This window comes from Rhodovarius sp. (assembly GCF_040399605.1).
Taxonomy (GTDB): domain Bacteria; phylum Pseudomonadota; class Alphaproteobacteria; order Acetobacterales; family Acetobacteraceae; genus Rhodovarius; species Rhodovarius crocodyli_A.
In genome coordinates this window covers 40,789-61,236 of record NZ_JBBARU010000009.1, presented here as the reverse complement: position 1 = coordinate 61,236, position 20,448 = coordinate 40,789, and the positions used below count along the sequence as shown (strand labels likewise).

Below are 20,448 nucleotides of genomic sequence, written 5' to 3'. Positions count from 1 at the left end.
ATGGCAGCCGTTACCGAGACCATCGAAGCCGTTCAGTCCGTCGCCGAGGGCGGCTATAAATGGGGCTTTGAGACCGATATCGAGATGGAGTTCGCGCCCAAGGGCCTGAACGAGGATATCGTGCGCTTCATCTCCGCCAAGAAGAATGAGCCCGCCTGGCTGCTGGAATGGCGCCTGAAGGCCTTCGCCCTGTGGCAGACCATGGAGGAGCCCGATTGGGCGGCGGTGGACTACCCCAAAATCGATTATCAGGACGCCTATTACTACGCTGCGCCGAAGAATAAGCAGGGCCCGAAAAGCCTCGATGAGGTTGATCCCGAACTGCTGCGCACCTACGAAAAACTGGGGATCCCATTGCGTGAGCAAGCGATCCTGGCTGGTGTGGAGGGCGCTGGCGACAGCCCCTCCGAAGGGCGCATGCCCATCGCCATCGATGCGGTGTTCGACAGTGTCTCCGTCGCCACCTCCTATAAGGAGCGGCTGGCGAAGGATGGCATCATCTTCTGCGCCATCAGCGAGGCGGTGCAGGAACACCCCGAACTGGTGCGCAAATATCTCGGCAGCGTGGTGCCCCAGGCCGATAATTATTTTGCCGCCCTCAACAGCGCCGTCTTCACCGATGGCAGCTTTGTCTACATCCCCAAGGGCGTGAAATGCCCGATGGAGCTCAGCACCTATTTCCGCATCAATGCCAAGAGCACCGGCCAGTTCGAGCGCACCCTGATCATCGCCGATGAGGGCAGCAAGGTGAGCTACCTCGAAGGCTGCACGGCGCCGATGCGCGATGAAAACCAGCTGCATGCGGCGGTGGTGGAACTGGTGCTGCTCGATGACGCGACAATCAAATATTCCACGGTGCAAAACTGGTATCCCGGCGATGCCGAGGGCCGTGGCGGCATCTATAATTTCGTCACCAAACGCGCCGCCTGCCGGGGTGCCCGCAGCAAGGTGAGCTGGACCCAGGTGGAAACCGGTTCGGCCATCACCTGGAAATACCCCTCCTGCATCCTGCAGGGCGATGACAGCGTGGGCGAGTTCTATTCGGTGGCGATCACCAATAACCGCCAGCAGGCCGATACGGGAACGAAGATGTTCCATATCGGCGCGCGCACGAAGAGTACCATCGTCTCCAAGGGCATCTCCGCCGGTCGTGGCCAGAACACCTATCGTGGCCTGGTGAAGATCAGCCCCAAGGCCATCGGCGCGCGCAATTTCACCCAGTGTGATTCACTGCTGATCGGCGATGAATGCGGCGCCCATACCGTGCCTTATATCGAGAATCGCTGCATGTCGGCCAAGGTGGAGCATGAAGCCACCACCTCGCGCATCGCCGAGGACCAGCTGTTCTATTGCCGCCAGCGCGGCCTCACGCAGGAAGAGGCGGTGGGGCTGATCGTGAATGGTTTCTGCCGTGAGGTGCTGAAGGAATTGCCGATGGAATTCGCCGTGGAAGCCCAAAAATTACTGGCGATTTCGCTCGAAGGGAGTGTTGGTTGATGTTGCGTATCGAAGGCCTGACCGCGGAAATCGACGGCAAGGCCATCCTCAGAGGAATCGATCTGGAAGTGCCCTCGGGCGAGTTGCACGCCATCATGGGGCCCAATGGTTCGGGCAAATCCACCCTCTCCTATGTGCTGAGCGGGCGTGAGGGCTATGAGATCACCGGCGGCTCGGTCACCTTCAACGGCGTCGATCTGCTGGCGATGGAACCCGAGGAGCGTGCGGCCGCCGGCGTCTTCCTCGCCTTCCAATATCCGGTGGAATTGCCCGGCGTGGGCAATGCCAATTTCCTGCGCACCGCGCTCAATGCCCAGCGCCGCCACCGCGGCGAGAACGAGGTTGACGCCATGCAGTTCCTCAAGCTGGCCCGCGCCCGCATGAAGGAACTCTCCATGCCGGAGGACATGCTCAAGCGCGGCGTGAATGTCGGCTTCTCCGGCGGTGAGAAGAAGCGCAACGAGGTGCTGCAAATGGCCCTCCTCAGCCCCAAGCTGGCGATCCTGGACGAGACGGATTCCGGCCTGGACATCGACGCGCTGAAAATCGTCTCCGAAGGTGTGAATGCCCTGCGCTCGCCAGCATTCTCGGCGCTGATCATCACCCATTACCAGCGCCTGCTCGATTACATCGTGCCCGACCGGGTGCATGTGCTGATGGGCGGGCGGATCGTCAAATCCGGCGGTCCGGAATTGGCGCTGGCGCTGGAGGCCTCGGGCTACGCCTCGGTCGCCGCATGAACGCCATCGTCAATAACAATGCTGCCGGTTTGCTTGGCCGGGCGGATGCCTTGGCCACGCCCGCCTGGGCGGCTGAAACCCGCGCCGCCGGCATCGCCGCGCTGCGCGCCCATGGCCTGCCGACGCGCCGTGCCGAGGCCTTCCGCTATACCGACCTCGCGCAGGTTGCGCAGGCAAGCTTCGGCGAAAATTCCCCGATGGGCGCGCGCGGGCTTGGCATGCCCAGCCTGCCGCTGACGCGCGGCGCCGCCCGGCTGGTCTTTGTCGATGGCGTGCTGCGTGGTGATCTGTCCTCCCTGCCGCCGCGGCCATTATCGGATGCGCAAGCGCTGCTGGGCGGGCTCACCTCCCTGCCAACCCAGCCTATCGCGGCGATGAATGCCGCCCTCTTCGAGGATGGCTTATTCCTCGACGTGCCGGAGGGCGAGGATGCCGGGCTGGTCGAGCTGGTCTGTGTCGTCACCGGTGCCCGCGGCGCCATCGGCTTCCACCCCCGCCATGTGCTGCGCCTGGGCCGGCGGGCCAAGCTGACCTTGCTGGACACCAGCGACGGCGCAGCAGGCCTTGCCTATCTGCACAACCCGGTCTTCGAAATCAGCCTCGATGAGGGGGCGGAGCTGGCTCATGTTCGTATCCAGCGCGAGGGCAGGGCGGCGTTCCATCTCTCCTCGGTGCATTGCGCCATTGCCGCCGGTGCCACCTATGATAATTTCACCCTCAATGCCGGCGGCCGGCTGGCGCGCAACGAAATCCACGCCGCCCTGAATGGCCCCAAAGCCATGTGCCATATGAACGGCGCGCAATTGGTGGGTGATGGCCAACATGCCGATACCACCACCGTGCTGCACCATGCCGCCCCGGATTGCGGCTCCCGCCAGACCTACAAGACCGTGCTGACGGGCAAATCGCGCGGCGTCTTCCAGGGCAAGATCCTGGTCAGCAAGCCAGCCCAGCGCACCGATGGCTACCAGATGAACCAGGCCCTTCTGCTCTCGGAAGAGGCCGAGATGGACAGCAAACCCCAGCTGGAAATCTACGCCGATGACGTGAAATGCAGCCATGGCGCCACGGTGGGCGCGCTGGACCCGGCGCAACTGTTTTATCTGCGCAGCCGCGGCATTCCGCAGCAGGCCGCGCGCTCCATGTTGGTCGAGGCCTTTCTTACCGAGGCGACCGAAGGCGTGGGTGATGAGGCCTGCCGCGCCGCGCTGAGCGAGGCTGTCACCGCCTGGTGGGCGCAAGAGAGGGCATGATGGACGGTCTTTCACCAGCCCCGTTCGACATCGCCGCCATCCGCGCCGATTTCCCCATTCTGGCCAGCGAATATCGCGGCAAGAAGCTGGTATTTCTCGACAGCGGCGCCTCGGCGCAAAAACCCCGCCAGGTGATCCAGGCGATGGTGACCTGCATGGAAAGCGCCTATGCCAATGTGCATCGCGGTGCCTACCACCTGAGCGAACAGGCCACCGCCGATTACGAGGCCGCCCGCGCCGCCGTGGCACGCTTCATCAATGCGCCCTCCGAGGCTGACATTATTTTCACCGCCAATTCCACCATGGCGATGAATTTGGTCGCCCATTCCTTCGGCCGCGGCATGCTCAAGCCGGGGCAGGCGGTTATCGCCTCGGAAATGGAGCACCACGCCAACCTCGTCCCCTGGCAGATGCTGCGCGACGCGCATGGCACCGAGTTGCGCATTTGCCGCATCACCGATGCGGGCGAGCTGGACCTCGGCCATCTGGCCGAATTGTTGGCCGATGGCCGGGCTGGGCTGGTGGCTATCACCCATATGTCCAATGTGCTGGGCACGGTCACACCTGCCGCCCAGATCGCCCGCATGGCGCATGAGGCCGGCGCGAAAGTGCTGCTCGATGGCAGCCAGGCGGCGGTGCATCGCCGGGTGGACGTTCAGGCGATCGATGCGGATTTCTACGCCTTCACCGGCCACAAGCTCTACGGCCCCACCGGCATCGGCGTGCTTTACGCCAAGGCCGATCTCCAGCGTTTGATGCCGCCCTTCCTGGGTGGCGGCGACATGATAGCCAGCGTCGGCCTGCACCATTCCATCTGGGCCGAGCCACCGGCGAAATTCGAGGCCGGCACCCCGGCCATCATCGAGGCCATCGGCCTGCACGCTGCCATCCGCTACGTTGAGGCCATCGGCATGGCCGCGATCGAGGCGCATGAGCGCGCGCTGGTCGACCACGCCATGGCGGTGCTGCCGGGCATTGAGGGCCTGCGCATCCTGGGGGCGGCGCAGGATCGCGGCGGCGTTTTCGCCTTTGCGCTGGACAATGCGCATTCGCATGACCTCTCGACCCTGCTGGACCGTGCCGGCATCGCGGTGCGCGCCGGCCGCCATTGCGCCGAGCCGCTGCATGAGCGCCTCGGCGCCGAAAGCGGCACCTGCCGGGCCAGTTTCGGCCTCTACACCACCTCCGCCGAGATCGATTATCTCGCCGAGGCGCTGGTCTCAGCCCGGAGGTTCTTCGCCTGATGTTCGACGATCTGCGCGACCTCTACCAGGAAGTGATTCTCGACCACGGCCGCAAGCCGCGCAATTTCCGCCGTCTCGAGAATGCCACCCATCACGCCCGCGGCGACAATCCCCTCTGCGGCGACAAGATGGACCTCTGGCTCGCCTTCAATGAGGATGGCAGCATCGCCGATGCCGCCTTCCAGGGCCGCGGCTGCGCCATTTCCATGGCCAGCGCCTCGCTGATGACCGAGACGGTGCGCGGCAAGACCCCCGCTCAGGCCAAGGCCATGGGGGCAGGCTTTCGCGAACTCGCCATGACGGGCCATTGCCCGGCCTGCGATGCAGCGCTGGAGGAGGATATGGAGCGCCTCACCCCCCTCTCCGGCGTGCATGAATTCCCCAGCCGGGTGAAATGCGCCACCCTGGCCTGGCACACCCTGAACAACGCCTTGGACGACCCCGGCGGCAAGGAGGCGAGCAGTGAGTGAGACCCCCGTATCGGCCTGGACGCCTGATGGCGAACAGCACCCCCCCCTCTCGGAAGAGGGCGTGATCGCCGCGCTGAAAACCGTCTTCGACCCGGAAATCCCGGTCGATATCTACGAACTCGGCCTAGTCTACGCCATCGAGATTGGCGATGACGGCTCGGTGAAGGTCGAGATGACCCTCACCACCCCCTCCTGCCCCTCGGCGCAGGAATTGCCCTTCATGGCCGAGCAGGCGGTGGGCAGCGTGCCTGGCGTGACCAGCAGCAAGGTCGAGATCGTATGGGACCCGCCCTGGGACCCCAGCCGCATGAGCGAGGATTCCCGCCTCGCCATGAATATGTTCTGAGGAGGACCCGCGCCATGTCCACCACCACCGATAAGCCACGCGCCCGCGCCCTGCCGCCACTGATGACGCTCTCCGAAGCGGCGGCCGAGCGCCTCACCGCGCTCTATGCCAATGCCGAACAGGGAAAACTGCTGCGCATCGGCATCAAGACCAAGGGCTGCTCCGGCATGGCCTATGACCTCACCTTCGTCGATGCCGCTGGCCCCACCGATGAGCGGGTGACCGATCGCGGCATCACCATCCTGGTGGACCGTAAAGCCACATTGTTCCTGATTGGCACCGAGATGGATTACGAGGTGAAGCCAATGAGTGCCGGCTTCACCTTCGTCAACCCGAATGAAAAAGGCCGCTGCGGCTGTGGAGAAAGCTTTCTTGTCTGAATACGTCCCCCCCAGCGTTTGGGAATGGAAGCAGGGCAATGGCGGCCGCTTCGCCAATATCAACCGCCCGATCGCGGGGGCCACGCATGAGAAGGAATTGCCGGTCGGTCGGCATCCGCTGCAGCTTTATTCACTCGGCACGCCCAATGGCGTGAAGGTGACCTTGATGCTGGAGGAACTCCTCGCCGCCGGCCATACCGGTGTCGAATACGACGCTTGGCTGATCCGCATCGGTGAGGGCGATCAGTTCGGCAGCGGCTTCGTCGGCATCAACCCCAATTCGAAAATCCCGGCCTTGCTCGACCGCTCGGGGCCCGAGCCGGTACGCGTCTTCGAATCGGGTGCCATCCTGCTGCATCTGGCGGAAAAATTCGGCGCCTTTTTGGGCAGCAACCGGGCCGAGACGCTCTCCTGGCTGTTCTGGCAAATGGGCAGCGCGCCTTATCTCGGCGGCGGCTATGGCCATTTCTACGCCTATGCGCCCAATAAGCAGGAATACCCGATCGACCGCTTCACCATGGAGGTAAAGCGCCAACTCGATGTGCTCGATCGCCGCCTGGCCGAGAGTGAATTCATCGCCGGCGCCGAATACACCATCGCCGATATGGCGATCTGGCCCTGGTATGGTGGCCTGGTGCGCGGCTGGCTCTATGGCGACTCCGTCACCTTCCTCAATGCGGCCAGCTACACCCATGTGCAGCGCTGGGCGCAGGCTATTTTTGACCGCCCGGCCGCCCAGCGCGGCCGCATGGTCAACCGGGTGCAGGGCGATCTGTCGAGCCAATTGTGGGAGCGGCACGAGGCCAGCGATTTTGACACCAAGACGCAAGACAAGCTGGCGCCCAAGTAACCCTCCCCAGTTCATGCATGGGCTTGACCCGTGCATGAACCGCAGGCCGGTAAGCCCCTCAATGCAGCCGCGGCGCCTTGAGAAATTTTCGGCGCTCAGATGACATCAATGTCAGATTTATCACCCGCGTGCCGCGCTCCAGCCTGAGCGGCACCGGCACGCCGGCATTGCCCTGCGCCCGCACCGCGCGCCACAGCGTGGCCAAATCGGTCACGCCCTCGCCACCCACGGCCAGGATACGGTCCTTCGGGCGCACCCCCGCCAGATCCGCCGGTGCGCCGCGCGTCACGCTGCCCACCGAGACACCCTCCTCCTCCTCCATCGCCAGAAGACCCAGCCATGGCAAGGGCGGGCGGTCACTGCGGCCCTGGCGCAGCAGCGCCGGCAGAATGGGCGTCAGTTCCTGGATGGGCACCACCATATTGAGGTCCAGCCGTCTTCCGCCGGGTTCGCCCTGCTGCAGGATCAGCGACCCCACCCCCATAAGCCGCCCATCGCCGCCAATGCAGGCGGCACCGCCCCAATGTGGATGCGCCGGCGCCGAGAAGATCGCCTCCTCCAGGATATACTCCCAATAGCCGGCAAAGGGCTGGCGCGCCGCCACCCGTGCCGCCACCGCATGCGATGCGCCGCCCGCTGCCGCCAGGATCATCGGATCGCCGCTTTTGAGGGAATGGCTGTCACCCAACTCCATCGGCGTGATGCCATCCAGCCGGCCCAGCGCCTGGATCAGGCCAAAGCCGGTCTCAGGATCCACCGCCAGGGCATGGCCCTGTGCAACCCGGCCATTATTCGCCGTCAGCCAGATCGTCTCCGCCTCGGTGATCAGATACCCGATGGTGAGAAACAGCCCTCCCCGGCCATTGGGTGCGTCGATCAGCACCGCACTGCCCTCGCGCTCCACGCCCAGCGTGGGGGCGGTGAAGGCATCGGGCGGTATCAGCGATTTGACGGCGACCACGGCGTCCAGACGTGGACGTAGATCGAACCCGTAATCCACGGGGTCGGGCTGCAGCGCGTTGGGTATTTCCCAGTCATCATCCATGGGCTTCGTCCATCGCGCAGATATAGCGTTATCGTCAAACTGTGAAAGCGGGTGCGACGGGTGCGGCGCAAAGGCCCGCCTGTTCCAACACCCGCGCGGCGCGAAACAGCGCGGCTTCCTGCCAGGGCCGGCCGATCAACTGCACGCCAATCGGCAGCACCCCTTCGGCGTTTTGCAGCGGCACGGTGAGCACCGGCAGGCCAATGGCGCTGATCGGCTGGGTAAAGAGGCCCATGGAGGGGCGCAGCGGCATGCTCACTCCCTCCATGGTCAGAATGTCCTGACCGATGGGCGTGGCCGGCGTGGGGGTGGCGGGAGCGATTAGAATGTCCCAATCGGCCAGCAAAGCGGCCATGCTGGCCTTGCCCATAGCCCGCACCCGCTGGGCGTGGAATATCCAGGCTGCTGGCAGCAGGGCGCCGGCCAGCAGCCGGTCCTGGATCAGCGGCTCGAAATCTTCCAGATGGTCCCGCAGTTCCGGCAGGCGAAATCCGGCCCCCTCGCTGGAAGTGATCAGGAAGGCGGCGGCGCGGGTCGCCTCGGCATCTGCCCAGATGGCGGTCCCGTTGGCGCCCAGCGCTTTGGCCACCGCGGCCACCGCGGCGCGGGCGGCGGGGGTTTGCGGCCCGTCGAACCACCCGCCCAGCCTGCCGATGCGCAAGCCGCCCAGCCCCGCCTCCATGCCGGGCGAGACAAGTTCCACCGGCATGGGCACCTGCGCCGGGTCCGCCGCGTCAGGGCCTTGCAGCGCATCATACACCGCCGCCAGCGTCGCCACATCGCGGGCGAAGGGGCCTACATGGTCGAGTGCCGCCACAAACAGCGTGGCCCCGCTGCGCGGCAGCCGCCCATAGCTGGGCTTGATGCCAAAAATACCGCAAAGTGAGGCCGGCACCCGGATCGAACCATTGGTATCCGTGCCGAGCGAGACCGGCACCATCCCCGCCGCCACCGCCGCCGCCGAACCGCCGCTGCTGCCCCCGGCCACCCGGCTCAGATCATGCGGGTTATGGGCCGGCCCGTCATGGCTGTTCTCTGTGGTGAAGCCATAGGCGAATTCATCCATGTTCAGCGCGCCGACGCAGACCATGCCCGCAGCCTCCAACCGGGCCACCAGCGTGGCATCGGCGGTGGCGGGCGGCGCGGTGCGGCGGATCTTGCTGCCGGCCCGCGTCGGGATGCCCTTAAGGTCGAACAGGTTCTTGGCCGCGAAGGGCATACCCACCAGCGGGCCGGTCAGGCTGGCGGCATCCACCCGGGCCGCCTGGGCCAGCGCCCGTTCTGCCAGCACCTCGGTGAAGGCATTCACCTGGGCATCATGGGCGGCGATGCGGGCGAGCGCTCCTCGGGTATTGTCGAGCGCGCTCATGGCCGGAACATCGCCGCCGGTTCGGCACTTTCGGGCACTGGCCGGGTCAGGGCGGCGGCACCCACCTTCACCACCAGCGCCAGGGCTTCGGCCACGCGCGCCTGGCGCTCGGCGCTGAGTTGCAGCCCCACCGCAGGGGCAACGGCAGCGACATAGGCGCCTGGGTCAAAATTCTTGGGGTCAAGCATGGCGGGTCCTCCTGGCCCTTTCTGGCACGCCCGTGGGGCGGGCTGCCATGGGGGGTTATCGGGCGTTTTGCCCCGCCACACGCCGGGGCTGCGGTGATTGCGGGCAGTTGCACGCACAATGCGCCATCGCCATTCTGCGCCATGCCAAAGGAGATACGCGCAGATGCATGATGTGGTGATCAGAAATGGTCTCGTGGCGGCCGGTTCCGGCCCGATACGCTGCGACGTGGCGGTGGCCGGCGGGCGCATCGTAGCACTGGGCGAGAATATCCCCGATGGCGAGCGGGTGATCGACGCCACCGGCCTGCTGGTGCTGCCCGGCGGCGTGGATAGCCACTGCCATATCGAGGAACCGGCACCCGATGGAAGCCGCTCGGAGGAGAGCTTCATCACCGCCTCCACCACGGCCTTTGTGGGTGGCACCACCACGGTGGTCAGCTTCATCCCGCAATGGAAGGGCCATGGGGTATGGGAGCGCTTCGTGGATTACCGCGCCCGCGCTGCCACCGGCATGCTGGACCACGCCTTCCACCAGATCATCACCGACCCGACCGATGCGGTGATGCAGGAGGAGGTGCCGCGCATCGTGGCCGAGGGCGTGCGCAGCCTGAAGGTCTTCCTCACCTATGACCCGCTGCACCTCACCGATGCGCAATATATCCGCGTGTTGGAGACGGCCCGGAAACTGGGCTGCCTGGTGACGGTGCATTGCGAGAATTACGAGGCCATCCAATGGCGCACCCAGCGGCTGCTGGCGGCCGGGCGGACTGCGCCGCAATACCATGCCTGGTCCCGCCCACCGGTGGTGGAGCGCGAGGCCACGCAGCGCGCCATCGCCCTGGCCGAATTGGTGGACCAACCGATCCAGGTATTCCATGTCAGCTGCGAGGAAGCCGCCGCCGAAATCGCCGCCGCCAAAGCCCGCGGCCTGAAAGTCTGGGGCGAGACCTGCCCGCAATATGTCACCCTGACGGCGGCGGATATGGCCCGGCCTGATGGCGCGCTCTTCATGTGCAGCCCGCCCCCGCGCGGCGGGGATGAACACGCCAAAATCTGGGAGATGATCCGCCGCGGTACGCTCGACGTTATCACCTCCGACCATTGCGCCTTCAGCACCTCAGCCAAGACTGGCCAGGATTTTTCGACCATCCCCAACGGCATTCCAGGGCTGGCCGCTAGGCTGCCGCTGATCTTCTCCGAGGGTGTCTCGAAGGGCCGCATCAGCCTGGAGCAATTCTGCGCCCTGGTCGCCACCAACCCGGCGAAGCTGATGGGCCTCTACCCCCGCAAGGGCGTGATTGCGCCCGGCAGCGATGCCGATATCGTCCTATGGGACCCGAAGAAGCAGGTGCGCCTGACCAACACCATGATGCAGCATGCAGTGGACAATACCCCTTATGAGGGCATGGAGGTGACCGGCTGGCCGGTCGCCACCCTGCGCCGAGGCGAGGTGGTCATGCAGGATGGTGTGGTGCTGGCCCAGCCCGGCAGCGGGCAATATCTGGCCCGCAGCGCCTATGATCTGGTGCTGCCGCGGGGCGTGACGGCGGATGGCTTTGGCGCCTGAGGCCAATAATTCCGCCCCTTTTCATGCAGGTGGGGGGCGCATGGCCCCTAACCCGGCCCCTCCACCAGCATGGTCTCGAATTCCGCCGGCGCGGTGATCTCGATCAGTTCCAGGTCATCGCTGTGCTCAACCTCACGATGCTTCACCATCGGCGGCTGCAACACGGTGCTGCCGGCCTGCAGCAGCACCTCGCCAATATCCTCGTACTCGAAGCGCACCCAGCCCTTCAGCACCACCACAAACTGGAAATCGAGCCGGTGGCAATGCCATTTCGGCTCAGGATGCTCGCCGGCCACGGCACGGATGACATGGGCGCCGAAGGCCCCGCCAGTCTCCCCCTGCACGCCCAGGTCGCGATATTCAAAAAACGCCCGAAGCCCGCGTTCAAACCCCGCGGCATCGGCGTGGCGCACCTGTGTGGTCATCAGGCCAGCCCCCCGGCGCAATGCTTGGCATAGCCAGGGTGGCTCAGCAGCCTGTCATACCAGGCCCGCAGCCGAGGCTGATGCGGGCGCTCGATGGGCAGCGCGAACCAGCGATGGATTTGCGGCCCCAGGGCGATATCGGCAATGCTGAAATCCCCGGCCAGATAGTCCCGGCCATCCAATTGCCGCTCCAGCATATCGTTCAGCCCCGCCGTTTGCACCCGCGCCGCCTCGATGGCCGCCATGTCCCGCTTTTCCGGCGGGGTGCGGATCAGGCCGAGAAACATCGTCGACATCCGCGGATTATGGCTGGTCTGCTGCCAATCCACCCAGCGCTCAACATCGCCCCGGGCGCGAGGATCTGTCGGAAACAGCCTCTCACCGCCGCGCGTGGCGCAGAGGTAGCGCAAAATCACATTGCTCTCCCACAGCGTATAGCCATCGGTATCGACAATGGTGGGCACGGTGGGGTTGGGGTTCATCGCCCGATAAAAATCCTCGGTCGTGCGCCCGAAGGCGCCGCCCGCCTCTTCCCGTTGATAGGCGATGCCCAATTCGTCGCACAGCCACAGCACCTTCATCACATTGGATGAGGTGTTGCGGCCCCAGATCGTCAGCATGTTGCGTTTCCTTACCCGAAAGGGCGCAGAATGGGGTTGCGCGGGCCCGCGCGCAATTCCACAAAACCACATGCCCATTGCCGTTTTTCTGCTGGCCCTCGCGGCCCCGGTCTTCGCCGGCTTGAGCGAGGGTTGGTTCGGCCTCGCCCCTTGCGAATTGTGCCTGTGGCAGCGCGCGCCCTATTGGCTGGCGGCGGGCCTGGCCCTGCCGGCGGCCCTGCTGCCCCGGGCGCGGCCCTGGCTGCTGCTGGGCGCGGCCCTGGCGGCGGCGGCCTCGGCGCTGATCGGGGCCTTCCATATGGGCGTGGAATTCAAGTGGTGGCCCTCGCCCCTGGCCGGTTGCGCCACGCCCCAGGCCGCCATCGGCCAGACTATTGAGGAATTGATGCGCAGCCTGGCCCCCACCCCCACCAAGCCCTGCGACGAGCCGGCCTTTCTCATCCCCGGCCTGCCGCTTTCCATGGCGGCGATGAACACCATCTATGGTCTAGCATTGGCCGCCCTGGCCCTGAGAGGACGACGCCCCGCATGAGCAGCACCCCGCGCGACTATCTCGAACGTGTCATCCGCGTCGACCACGCCGGCGAATATGGCGCCAAGCGAATATATCAAGGCCAATTGGCCGTGCTGAAAGGCACGAAATACGAGCCCATCATCAGCCATATGCAGGCGCAGGAGCAGGTCCATCTCGACCATTTCTCCCGCCTGATCGGCGAGCGACGGGTGCGGCCCACGGCGCTGCTGCCCTTTTGGCATGTGGCCGGTTTCGCCCTGGGCGCTGCCACCGCCGCCCTCGGCCACCGCGCCGCCATGGCCTGCACCGTGGCGGTGGAGGAGGCGATCGACGAGCACTACTCAGCCCAATCCGCCGCTTTGGGCGAGGATGAGGCCCCTCTGCGCGAATCGATCGAGACATTCCGGGCCGAGGAGTTGGAGCATCGCGACACCGGCCTCGCCCATGAAGCGGAGTTGACCCCGGGCTATCGGCTACTCTCGGCGGCCATCAAGGCCGGCTGCAAGCTGGCGATCAAGGCTTCTGAAAGGTTCTGATCCGAGGATGGCACAATTCTTGAATGGTAACCGCTATTCTGAGGTTGACCCTGCCCCCCGGCTCGCTTCATAGACCATCCGTGGACCATCCAGTTTCAACCTCCCACCAGGATGTGGGCCGCAATGTTGTGGTGCTGGAGGCGCAGGCGCTCTCGGCGCTTGCCGCGAGCCTCGATGGCGGGTTCGATGCCGCGGTAGAACTTCTGGCCGGGCGCACCGGCCGCGTGGTGGTCACAGGCATGGGCAAATCCGGCCATGTCGGCCGCAAGATCGCCGCCACCATGGCCTCAACCGGCACCCCCGCACTCTTCGTCCATCCCGGTGAGGCCAGCCATGGCGACCTGGGCATGATCGTGCAGGGGGACGCTGTGCTGGCACTGTCCAATAGCGGCGAGACGGCGGAACTGTCGGATATGGTGGCGCATTGCAAGCGCTTCGCCCTGCCGTTGGTGGCCATTATCGGCAGGCCGGGCAGCAGCCTGGCGCGCGATGCCGATGTGGCACTGGTACTGCCGACAGCGCCCGAGGCCTGCCCGATGGGCCTCGCACCCACCACCAGCACCACCATGCAATTGGCGCTCGGCGATGCCCTGGCCGTCGCATTGCTCACCCGCCGTGGCTTCACCGCCACTGATTTCCGCACCTTCCACCCCGGCGGCAAGCTGGGCGCGAAGCTGATGCGGGTGGCCCAACTTATGCACCGCGACATGCCCCTCGCCGGGCCCGACCTCGCCATGGCCGATGCGCTGGTGGCGATGACGGCGGGGCGCTTCGGCTGCCTGGGCATCATCGATGCCGGGCGGCTGGCAGGCATCGTCACCGATGGTGACCTCCGCCGCGCGTTGAAGGCGGGTGGTAACCTGCTGGCACGTGACGCCGGCGCGGTGATGACGCACAACCCCCGCAGCATCGGCCCCGACACGCTGGCGGCCGAGGCGCTGCGCCTGATGAATGAAAGCGGCATCACCGCCATGTTCGTGGTTGATGAGGCCGCGCGGCCGGTGGGTATCCTGCATATCCATGACCTGCTGCGCGCCGGTGTGGCATGACCATGGCAGTGAAAGAGCAACCCAGCCTGGCCCCGGTCACCGCGCTGCCCGCGAGGCGGGATATGCTGGCCCCCTCCCGCGCGCGGCTGGCCCCCTCCATGCGTGGCATGGCGCGGCGGCATGCAGCGATGCGGCTTGCCAAGCTCGCGCTGCCCGCCGGTGCCGCAACATTGCTGGCGCTGCTGATGTTCTGGCCAGATATCGAGGGTAAGGAGGGCCGCCTGTCCTTCCGCCGCGGCCCGGCCATGGTGGCAGAGGCCCTGCAAGTGACCGCGCCGCTCTATCAGGGGCTTGATGAGTTGAACCGCCCCTATACCGTCACCGCACGGCTGGCGCGGCAGCGCTCCAACGCCGCTGCGGGGATGCCTGTCGCCGCCGGCACAGAGGTGATCGAACTCGACGCCCCACGCGCCGATATGACGATGACCGATGGCGCCTGGCTGCTGATCGAGTCGCGCGATGGCGTTTATGATCGTGGCCGCAACTGGCTCCACCTCGCCGGTGATGTGACGATTTATCACGATAATGGCATGCGGTTCCTGAGCGATACCGCATCGGTGGACATCACCGGTGGCAATGCCAATGGCAACCGGCCAACCCAGGCGCAGGGCTCCTTTGGCACCATCGTCTCCGAGGGTTTTGAATTGAGGGAGCGCGGTGCCGTGGTCATTTTCACCGGCAATGCCCATGCGGTGCTCGAGGGCAATCAGAAATGAGACCCGTCCTTGCCCTCTTGCTGGCTCTTGCGCTGCCTGCCGCCGCGCAGAATATCGACATGAGCCAGGGCGGCCCTGTCGATATTACCAGCAATGATGGGATCGAGTGGCGGCAGGAGCAGCGGGTGGTGATCGCCCGCGGCAATGCCCGCGCGATCCGCGATGGCGTCACGGTGGATGCGACGCGGCTGCTGGCACGATACCGCCCGCAGGCCGGTACGCAGCCGGCGGTGGCGCCCGGCGCGGCCGAGTCGCCGCTCTCCGGCGGCAATGAGATCTGGCGTTTCGAGGCTGAGGGCAATGTGCGGATCACCACCGCCACCGATGTCGCCACCGGCGACCGCGGCGTCTATGACATGGACCAGGCGGTCCTCGTCCTCACCGGCCGGCAATTGGCGCTGACCACCCCCAACCAGAACATCGTGGCGCGCGACAGCCTGGAATATTGGAGCCAGCGCCGCATGGCCGTAGCGCGCGGCAATGCGGTGCTGAGGACCAAGGATAACCGCTATGTCGGCGCCGATACCCTGGTCTCCTATCTGACGCCCGAGGGGACACCCGCGCCGGTGCGCAGCACAACACCCGGCGCCGCGCCACCGCCGCCAGGCTCAGGCCGGATCGACCGGGTGGAACTCTTCGGCAATGTCGAGATTCGCACCGAAACCGAAGTCGTGCGCGGCGATCGTGGTGTCTATTCAGCCGAGACCGGCCTCGCCCGCATCCTGGGCAATGTCCGCATCACCCGCGGCGATAATCAGGTGAATGGCACTGAGGCGCTGGTCAACTTCAATACCGGCATCTCGCGCCTGGTGAATGCCCCAGGCGCCCGCGTGCAGGGGCTGATCGTGCCGCAGCAACAGCAGCAGCGGCGGGCCACGCCGCCGCCCACGGGGACGCCACAATGACCGCCTTTGAAGCTCTCGACGGCGCTGGCGGCCTTGTCGCCACCAATCTGGTCAAGCGCTACCGCAAGCGGCCGGTGGTGCGCGGTGTATCGCTCAGCCTCAAGCGCGGTGAGGCGGTGGGGCTTCTGGGGCCCAATGGTGCCGGCAAGACGACGACCTTCTACATGATCACCGGCCTCGTCTCACCCGATGAGGGCACGGTGACGATGGATGGCCACGATGTCACCAAGCTGCCGATGTATCGCCGGGCGCGGCTCGGTTTGGGCTATCTGCCGCAGGAAGCGTCGATTTTCCGTGGCCTTTCAGTCGAGGATAATATCCGCGCCGCGCTGGAGGTGGTGGAGCCGATCCGCGAGCGGCGGGAGGAGATGCTGGACAATCTCCTGGCGGAATTCGGCATTGGCCATTTGCGCCGCGCGCCGGCGCTGGCGCTATCGGGCGGTGAGCGTCGGCGCTGCGAAATCGCCCGCGCACTGGCCACCCACCCTGCCTATATCCTGCTGGACGAGCCCCTGGCGGGCATCGACCCCATCGCCGTCTCCGAAATCCGCGACCTGGTGAAGCACCTGAAGAATCGCGGCATCGGCGTGCTGATCACCGAGCACAATGTGCGCGAAACACTCGAGATCATTGACCGGGCCTATATCCTGCATGATGGCCTGGTGCTGATGGAGGGCAGCCCGAAGGATATCGTGGCGCATGAAGGTGTGCGCCGCGTTTACCTGGGCGAAAAATTCTCGTTGTAGTTTGTTCGCCATGGACCCTATTCGCGCCAAACCGGCCGCAGTGCCATGGCGATAGGGCCGAGAAGCTCCGGCTTGCGGCTGGATCTCCGGCAGTCGCAATCCCTGGTGATGACGCCGCAGCTGCGGCAGGCCATCAAATTGTTGCAAAGCTCCAATTTGGAAGTGGCTGCCTTCGTCGAGGAGGAGCTGGAGCGCAACCCGCTGCTGGAGCGTGATGAACGCCCCGAGCCCGCGATGGAGGATGGCCGTCGCGCGGATGTGCTGCCGGTGCTCGACAGCCGTGACAGCGCCGCTGCGGCGGCGGCCGATTCACTACCGAGTGAGGCAGCAGCGCCGCTCGACGCCGATTGGTCCAATGTGCATGACGAGGGCACACCCTTCAGTTCCAGCCTGGGTGCGGGCGGTCGAAGCGATTTCCGCGATGACCTCTCCACCATCGAGAACCTGGCCGGCCGCGAACCCACGCTGCGCGAGCATCTGTCAGAGCAGATTCGCCTTGGTTTTCGTGAGCCCCGTGAGCAACTAATCGCCAGCGCCATGTTGGCCATGCTGGAGCCTTCGGGCCGTCTGGTGGTGGATGTCGCGGCCATGGCCGCGCGGCTGGGATGCGCCAAGGAGGTGGTGGAGGGCGTCAGGCTGCGGCTGCAACGGCTCGACCCCACCGGCATGTTCGCGGCCAACCTGGCAGAATGCCTGTGCGCCCAATTGGCGGAGAAGAACCGGCTGGACCCGGCGATGGAAGCGCTGCTGGACAATCTGCCGCTGCTGGCGCGGCGCGATTACCGCGCGCTGCAGGCCTGCTGCGGGGTCGATGCCGAGGATCTCGCCGAGATGATCGCCGAAATCAAGCGGCTCGATCCCAAGCCCGGCGCTGGCTTCGATGTCACGCCCGCGAGGCCCATCGAGCCTGATGTGCTGATGCGCGCTGGCCCCGATGGCAGTTGGATTTTGGAACTGAACCCCGAGACACTGCCGCGCGTGCTCATCAACCAGGGTTTCGCGGCACGCTGCATGCTGCGCACCACCGATAAGGATCAGAAAGCCTTTGTGGCCGAGAAGCTGCAAACCGCAAATTGGATGGTGAAAAGCCTTGAACAGCGCGCCAATACCATCCTGAAGGTGGCCGCCGATATCGTGCAGCGCCAGGATGGCTTCTTCCGCCACGGGGTGGAATTCCTCAAGCCGCTGATCCTGCGCGAGGTGGCGGAGACGGTGGAGATGCACGAAAGCACCGTCAGCCGGGTGACCGCGAATAAATACATCGCCACGCCGCGCGGCGTGCTGGAGCTGAAATTTTTCTTTACCACCGCCATCAGCGGCACCGCGGGGGGCGAATCCGTCAGCGCGGCGGCGGTGCGCCACCGCATCAAGACCATGGTCGATGCCGAAACCGCAGCCTGTGTGCTGTCCGACGATGCAATTGTGTTGCGGTTGCGTGAAGAAGGTGTGGACATCGCCCGTCGGACTGTGGCGAAGTATCGGGACGCGCTGCGAATACCAAGTTCGGTGCAACGCAAGCGCGACAAGGAAGGAAAGGTCGCAACGGCCTGGGCCTAGCCTTATTGGGGCGAAAGCCACCGGTCCTGCGGTTGGACCTTCGATAGGAAGGGATGACCGCGAACATGCACATTACTGTGGCTGGAAAGCAGGTGGAAACCGGCGATGCGCTGCGAACCCATGTCGAGCATGGGCTCAGCACCATCGCAGGAAAGTATTTCGACCACGCGATGGAGGCCCGCGTGACCTTCAGCAAAGTGCGCAGCTTTTTCTCCTGCGACATCAATTTTCACGCTGGACGGAACCTGATCATGCGCGGCGAGGGGCAGGCCGCCGATGCGCATCGCGCCTTCGAACAGGCGGCCGAGCATGTGGGCAAGCGCCTACGCCGCTATCGCCGTCGGGTGAATGAGCATGCTCGCAGCAAGGCGACGGACCGCCTGCCGCGGGAAATGGCACAGGAATACCTGCTGCGCGATGAGGCTGAGGATCATGAGGAAGAGATCCGCACGGCCGACCATGCTGCTGTGGTGGCCGAACCCACCACCGAGATCATGCACCTCACCGTGGGTGAGGCTGCGATGCGGCTCGACCTGGGCAATCTGCCGGTGATGCTGTTCCGCAACAGTGCCTCCAGCGCGCTCAACGTGGTTTATCGGCGCGCGGATGGGAATGTGGGTTGGCTCGATCCCGGCTCTGCCTGATCTCGGGCAGGGGCAATTTCCCGATATTGCGGTGAATTGCCCGTCCGCCGCGCCGAAAATACCTGCAGACTTGCCACTGCCCGCGCCGCCCGCGCGGCTGGTGCGGGGCCTGCAGGCTGTCCGGCGCCGGGGATTGGCGGTATGGACTGATCCGGTATGGGGCCTTCTCATGCGCAGGATGGGTATGTCCGACATCAAATTTCATAAAACAATTTTGCAGTTGCGAATGATGATTTGCTATCGGACCCTCCTGTTGACAGCATTGTTAATATTAAATGGAATGTAAGGCATGCGTTTTGGAATTATCGATCTAGGATCCAATTCGATAAGGCTTGTCATATTTGAAGGTTTGTCACGTAATCCGCATGTCATTTTCAATGAAAAGGCAATTATAGGGCTGGCTCGCGGCCTGAATGAAACTGGGAACCTCAACCCTGCCGCATCCGATTTGGCGATTACAATAATATCGCGCTATAATGCGATCGCTTCTGGTTTTAATTGCGAGCGTCTGGAGATTTTAGCCACTGCCGCCGTAAGAGAGGCGAGTGATGGCAGTAATTTTCTTGCAAGGGTACAGTCTGCAGTTCCCTCTGTCACCATTATTGTTCTGACTGGCGATGACGAAGCGCGAATTTCGGCCAATGGTGTTCTTCTTGGCAATGCTGGTGCCAATGGTTTGATCGCGGATCTGGGAGGGGGTTCACTCGAACTGGCCCACCTCTCCAATGGCGAGGTGATGGAATCCGTCTCTCTATCCATCGGCACCATTAGGCTGAGCGATATGTCCAATGGCTCGCTGTTATTGGCCAAATCAATTGTTGAAGAAAAAATAAAAAATATAAATTGGGCCGATCTGGTCGGGATAAATAACATTTATCTGGTTGGTGGCGGATTTAGAGCTTTTGCAAAGTTACATATATCTTCCACGTCTTATCCATTGTCAATGATTCATAATTATACAATCGGAAGAAATGAAGCGAGAAATTACGCGCCAAAATTGATCGCAGCAAAAAATCCGTCTCGTGATAAAATTCAAATCGTCTCCACCAAGCGGCTTGATGATTTGCCTTATGTAGCAATCATAATTCGGGAAGTGCTGCGTGCCTTTAAGCCAGAAAACGTTATTTTCAGCGCAAATGGGCTGCGCGAGGGGTGGTATAGTGCCCTGTTGCCCGAGGTTATCCGCCAGCAGGATCCCGTGATCAGCGCAGCCAAAGAGCTTGGCGCCCGTTTGGGCCGGAATGATCTATTCCCCGATGCCCTGCTCATCTGGATGATGGATATCAATATAAATCTTCAAGAAAATGAACAAAAATTGCTGATTGCTTCAGTATTATTATGCGATGTCGGCTGTTACGACCACCCAGATTATCGTGCGGAACAGAGTTTTGATCGTATTTTCCTACAAAACGGCGCTGGCTTAGACCATGTTGTAAGGGCGTTTCTCGCAGTCGTTATCGCTATCCGCTATGATGCCAAGCTGACCGATAGGTTTCTCCAAGGCGCCCTTTGTCTTTTAGACGAAAGGCGTCGGGATATCGCCAATCAAATTGGCCTCGCATTTCGTCTTGCATTTACATTATCGGCAGGTATCGCAGAAATACTGAAAGAGACGAAAATAGAATCACGGAAACAAGGCTTGTTTCTCAAATTGCCTCGGAGCAACACCGTGTTTCCCGGCGAGGCTATTGATCGCCGCGTAGCCCTTCTTGCCGATTCATTGCGCGTCGCTGGTGTTGTGGAGATGGTGTGAGGTAAAACACCCCGCCATTGAACGCCTAAAGCCA

The 20,448-nt window shown here is 63.9% G+C and carries 23 protein-coding genes; 18 read left to right on the top strand and 5 right to left on the bottom strand.

What is annotated here, in order from left to right; translation table 11 throughout:
• Genes sufB through yghU form a run of 8 tightly spaced genes read left to right on the top strand, consistent with a single transcriptional unit; the run spans nt 1 to nt 6,780 of the window.
• Complete coding sequence (gene sufB, locus ABWP84_RS04910; protein WP_353210879.1) at nt 1-1,497, top strand: Fe-S cluster assembly protein SufB; 1,497 nt, start codon at nt 1-3, stop codon at nt 1,495-1,497.
• A complete protein-coding gene (gene sufC, locus ABWP84_RS04905; protein WP_353210878.1) occupies nt 1,497-2,237 on the top strand; it encodes a Fe-S cluster assembly ATPase SufC in 741 nt (246 codons plus the stop codon). The genes sufB and sufC overlap by 1 nt, the downstream gene beginning before the upstream one ends.
• Nucleotides 2,234-3,490, top strand: a complete 1,257-nt coding sequence (sufD, locus tag ABWP84_RS04900; RefSeq protein ID WP_353210877.1) for a Fe-S cluster assembly protein SufD — start codon at nt 2,234-2,236, stop codon at nt 3,488-3,490. Before sufC ends, sufD begins: the two co-directional genes overlap by 4 nt.
• Nucleotides 3,490-4,734, top strand: a complete 1,245-nt coding sequence (locus ABWP84_RS04895) for a SufS family cysteine desulfurase (RefSeq protein ID WP_353210905.1) — start codon at nt 3,490-3,492, stop codon at nt 4,732-4,734. Before sufD ends, ABWP84_RS04895 begins: the two co-directional genes overlap by 1 nt.
• A complete protein-coding gene (sufU, locus tag ABWP84_RS04890) occupies nt 4,734-5,204 on the top strand; it encodes a Fe-S cluster assembly sulfur transfer protein SufU (protein ID WP_353210876.1) in 471 nt (156 codons plus the stop codon). Before ABWP84_RS04895 ends, sufU begins: the two co-directional genes overlap by 1 nt.
• The gene (locus tag ABWP84_RS04885; RefSeq protein ID WP_353210875.1) at nt 5,197-5,550 is read left to right on the top strand and encodes an SUF system Fe-S cluster assembly protein; all 354 of its coding nucleotides are present in this window, start codon (nt 5,197-5,199) and stop codon (nt 5,548-5,550) included. Before sufU ends, ABWP84_RS04885 begins: the two co-directional genes overlap by 8 nt.
• 14 nt (nt 5,551-5,564) lie before the next feature.
• Nucleotides 5,565-5,930, top strand: a complete 366-nt coding sequence (locus tag ABWP84_RS04880) for an iron-sulfur cluster assembly accessory protein (protein WP_353210874.1) — start codon at nt 5,565-5,567, stop codon at nt 5,928-5,930.
• Nucleotides 5,923-6,780, top strand: a complete 858-nt coding sequence (yghU, locus tag ABWP84_RS04875; protein ID WP_408904237.1) for a glutathione-dependent disulfide-bond oxidoreductase — start codon at nt 5,923-5,925, stop codon at nt 6,778-6,780. The genes ABWP84_RS04880 and yghU overlap by 8 nt, the downstream gene beginning before the upstream one ends.
• A gap of 58 nt (nt 6,781-6,838) precedes the next feature.
• Here yghU and ABWP84_RS04870 read toward each other — a convergent pair whose 3' ends face one another.
• Genes ABWP84_RS04870 through ABWP84_RS04860 form a run of 3 tightly spaced genes read right to left on the bottom strand, consistent with a single transcriptional unit; the run spans nt 6,839 to nt 9,382 of the window.
• Nucleotides 6,839-7,825 carry a S1C family serine protease gene (locus tag ABWP84_RS04870; protein ID WP_353210872.1) on the bottom strand — a complete coding sequence of 329 codons (987 nt, stop codon included), beginning with the start codon at nt 7,823-7,825 and terminating at the stop codon, nt 6,839-6,841.
• Between the two features lie 34 nt (nt 7,826-7,859).
• Complete coding sequence (locus tag ABWP84_RS04865) at nt 7,860-9,194, bottom strand: AtzE family amidohydrolase (RefSeq protein WP_353210871.1); 1,335 nt, start codon at nt 9,192-9,194, stop codon at nt 7,860-7,862.
• A complete protein-coding gene (locus ABWP84_RS04860; protein WP_353210870.1) occupies nt 9,191-9,382 on the bottom strand; it encodes a hypothetical protein in 192 nt (63 codons plus the stop codon). Before ABWP84_RS04860 ends, ABWP84_RS04865 begins: the two co-directional genes overlap by 4 nt.
• Before the next feature lie 163 nt (nt 9,383-9,545).
• Between ABWP84_RS04860 and hydA the strand changes: the two genes are divergently transcribed.
• Nucleotides 9,546-10,949 carry a dihydropyrimidinase gene (gene hydA / locus ABWP84_RS04855; protein ID WP_353210869.1) on the top strand — a complete coding sequence of 468 codons (1,404 nt, stop codon included), beginning with the start codon at nt 9,546-9,548 and terminating at the stop codon, nt 10,947-10,949.
• A 47-nt stretch (nt 10,950-10,996) separates the two neighbouring features.
• On the opposite strand, the gene ABWP84_RS04850 is transcribed toward hydA, so the two are convergent.
• Together ABWP84_RS04850 and ABWP84_RS04845 are read right to left on the bottom strand one after the other, a co-directional pair.
• The gene (locus ABWP84_RS04850; protein ID WP_353210868.1) at nt 10,997-11,374 is read right to left on the bottom strand and encodes a cupin domain-containing protein; all 378 of its coding nucleotides are present in this window, start codon (nt 11,372-11,374) and stop codon (nt 10,997-10,999) included.
• Nucleotides 11,374-11,994, bottom strand: coding sequence for a glutathione S-transferase family protein (locus tag ABWP84_RS04845; RefSeq protein ID WP_353210867.1), 621 nt, complete (start codon nt 11,992-11,994; stop codon nt 11,374-11,376). The genes ABWP84_RS04850 and ABWP84_RS04845 overlap by 1 nt, the downstream gene beginning before the upstream one ends.
• Nucleotides 11,995-12,064: 70 nt before the next feature.
• Between ABWP84_RS04845 and ABWP84_RS04840 the strand changes: the two genes are divergently transcribed.
• From ABWP84_RS04840 to ABWP84_RS04800, 9 genes are all read left to right on the top strand, one after another.
• On the top strand, nt 12,065-12,526 hold the full coding sequence (locus ABWP84_RS04840) for a disulfide bond formation protein B (protein WP_353210866.1): 462 nt from the start codon (nt 12,065-12,067) through the stop codon (nt 12,524-12,526).
• Complete coding sequence (locus tag ABWP84_RS04835; protein ID WP_353210865.1) at nt 12,523-13,044, top strand: demethoxyubiquinone hydroxylase family protein; 522 nt, start codon at nt 12,523-12,525, stop codon at nt 13,042-13,044. Before ABWP84_RS04840 ends, ABWP84_RS04835 begins: the two co-directional genes overlap by 4 nt.
• 80 nt (nt 13,045-13,124) lie before the next feature.
• On the top strand, nt 13,125-14,093 hold the full coding sequence (locus ABWP84_RS04830) for a KpsF/GutQ family sugar-phosphate isomerase (RefSeq protein ID WP_353210864.1): 969 nt from the start codon (nt 13,125-13,127) through the stop codon (nt 14,091-14,093).
• 8 nt (nt 14,094-14,101) lie between these two features.
• Nucleotides 14,102-14,809, top strand: a complete 708-nt coding sequence (gene lptC, locus ABWP84_RS04825) for an LPS export ABC transporter periplasmic protein LptC (RefSeq protein ID WP_353210863.1) — start codon at nt 14,102-14,104, stop codon at nt 14,807-14,809.
• Nucleotides 14,806-15,714: an LptA/OstA family protein gene (locus ABWP84_RS04820; RefSeq protein WP_353210862.1), complete on the top strand. Its 909-nt coding sequence runs from the start codon at nt 14,806-14,808 to the stop codon at nt 15,712-15,714. Before lptC ends, ABWP84_RS04820 begins: the two co-directional genes overlap by 4 nt.
• Nucleotides 15,711-16,460: an LPS export ABC transporter ATP-binding protein gene (gene lptB / locus ABWP84_RS04815; RefSeq protein ID WP_353210861.1), complete on the top strand. Its 750-nt coding sequence runs from the start codon at nt 15,711-15,713 to the stop codon at nt 16,458-16,460. The genes ABWP84_RS04820 and lptB overlap by 4 nt, the downstream gene beginning before the upstream one ends.
• A 45-nt stretch (nt 16,461-16,505) precedes the next feature.
• Complete coding sequence (rpoN, locus tag ABWP84_RS04810; RefSeq protein ID WP_353210860.1) at nt 16,506-18,017, top strand: RNA polymerase factor sigma-54; 1,512 nt, start codon at nt 16,506-16,508, stop codon at nt 18,015-18,017.
• A 65-nt stretch (nt 18,018-18,082) separates the two neighbouring features.
• Complete coding sequence (gene hpf, locus ABWP84_RS04805; RefSeq protein WP_353210859.1) at nt 18,083-18,661, top strand: ribosome hibernation-promoting factor, HPF/YfiA family; 579 nt, start codon at nt 18,083-18,085, stop codon at nt 18,659-18,661.
• A gap of 289 nt (nt 18,662-18,950) precedes the next feature.
• The gene (locus ABWP84_RS04800) at nt 18,951-20,414 is read left to right on the top strand and encodes a Ppx/GppA family phosphatase (RefSeq protein WP_353210858.1); all 1,464 of its coding nucleotides are present in this window, start codon (nt 18,951-18,953) and stop codon (nt 20,412-20,414) included.
• Nucleotides 20,415-20,448: the final 34 nt, after the last annotated feature.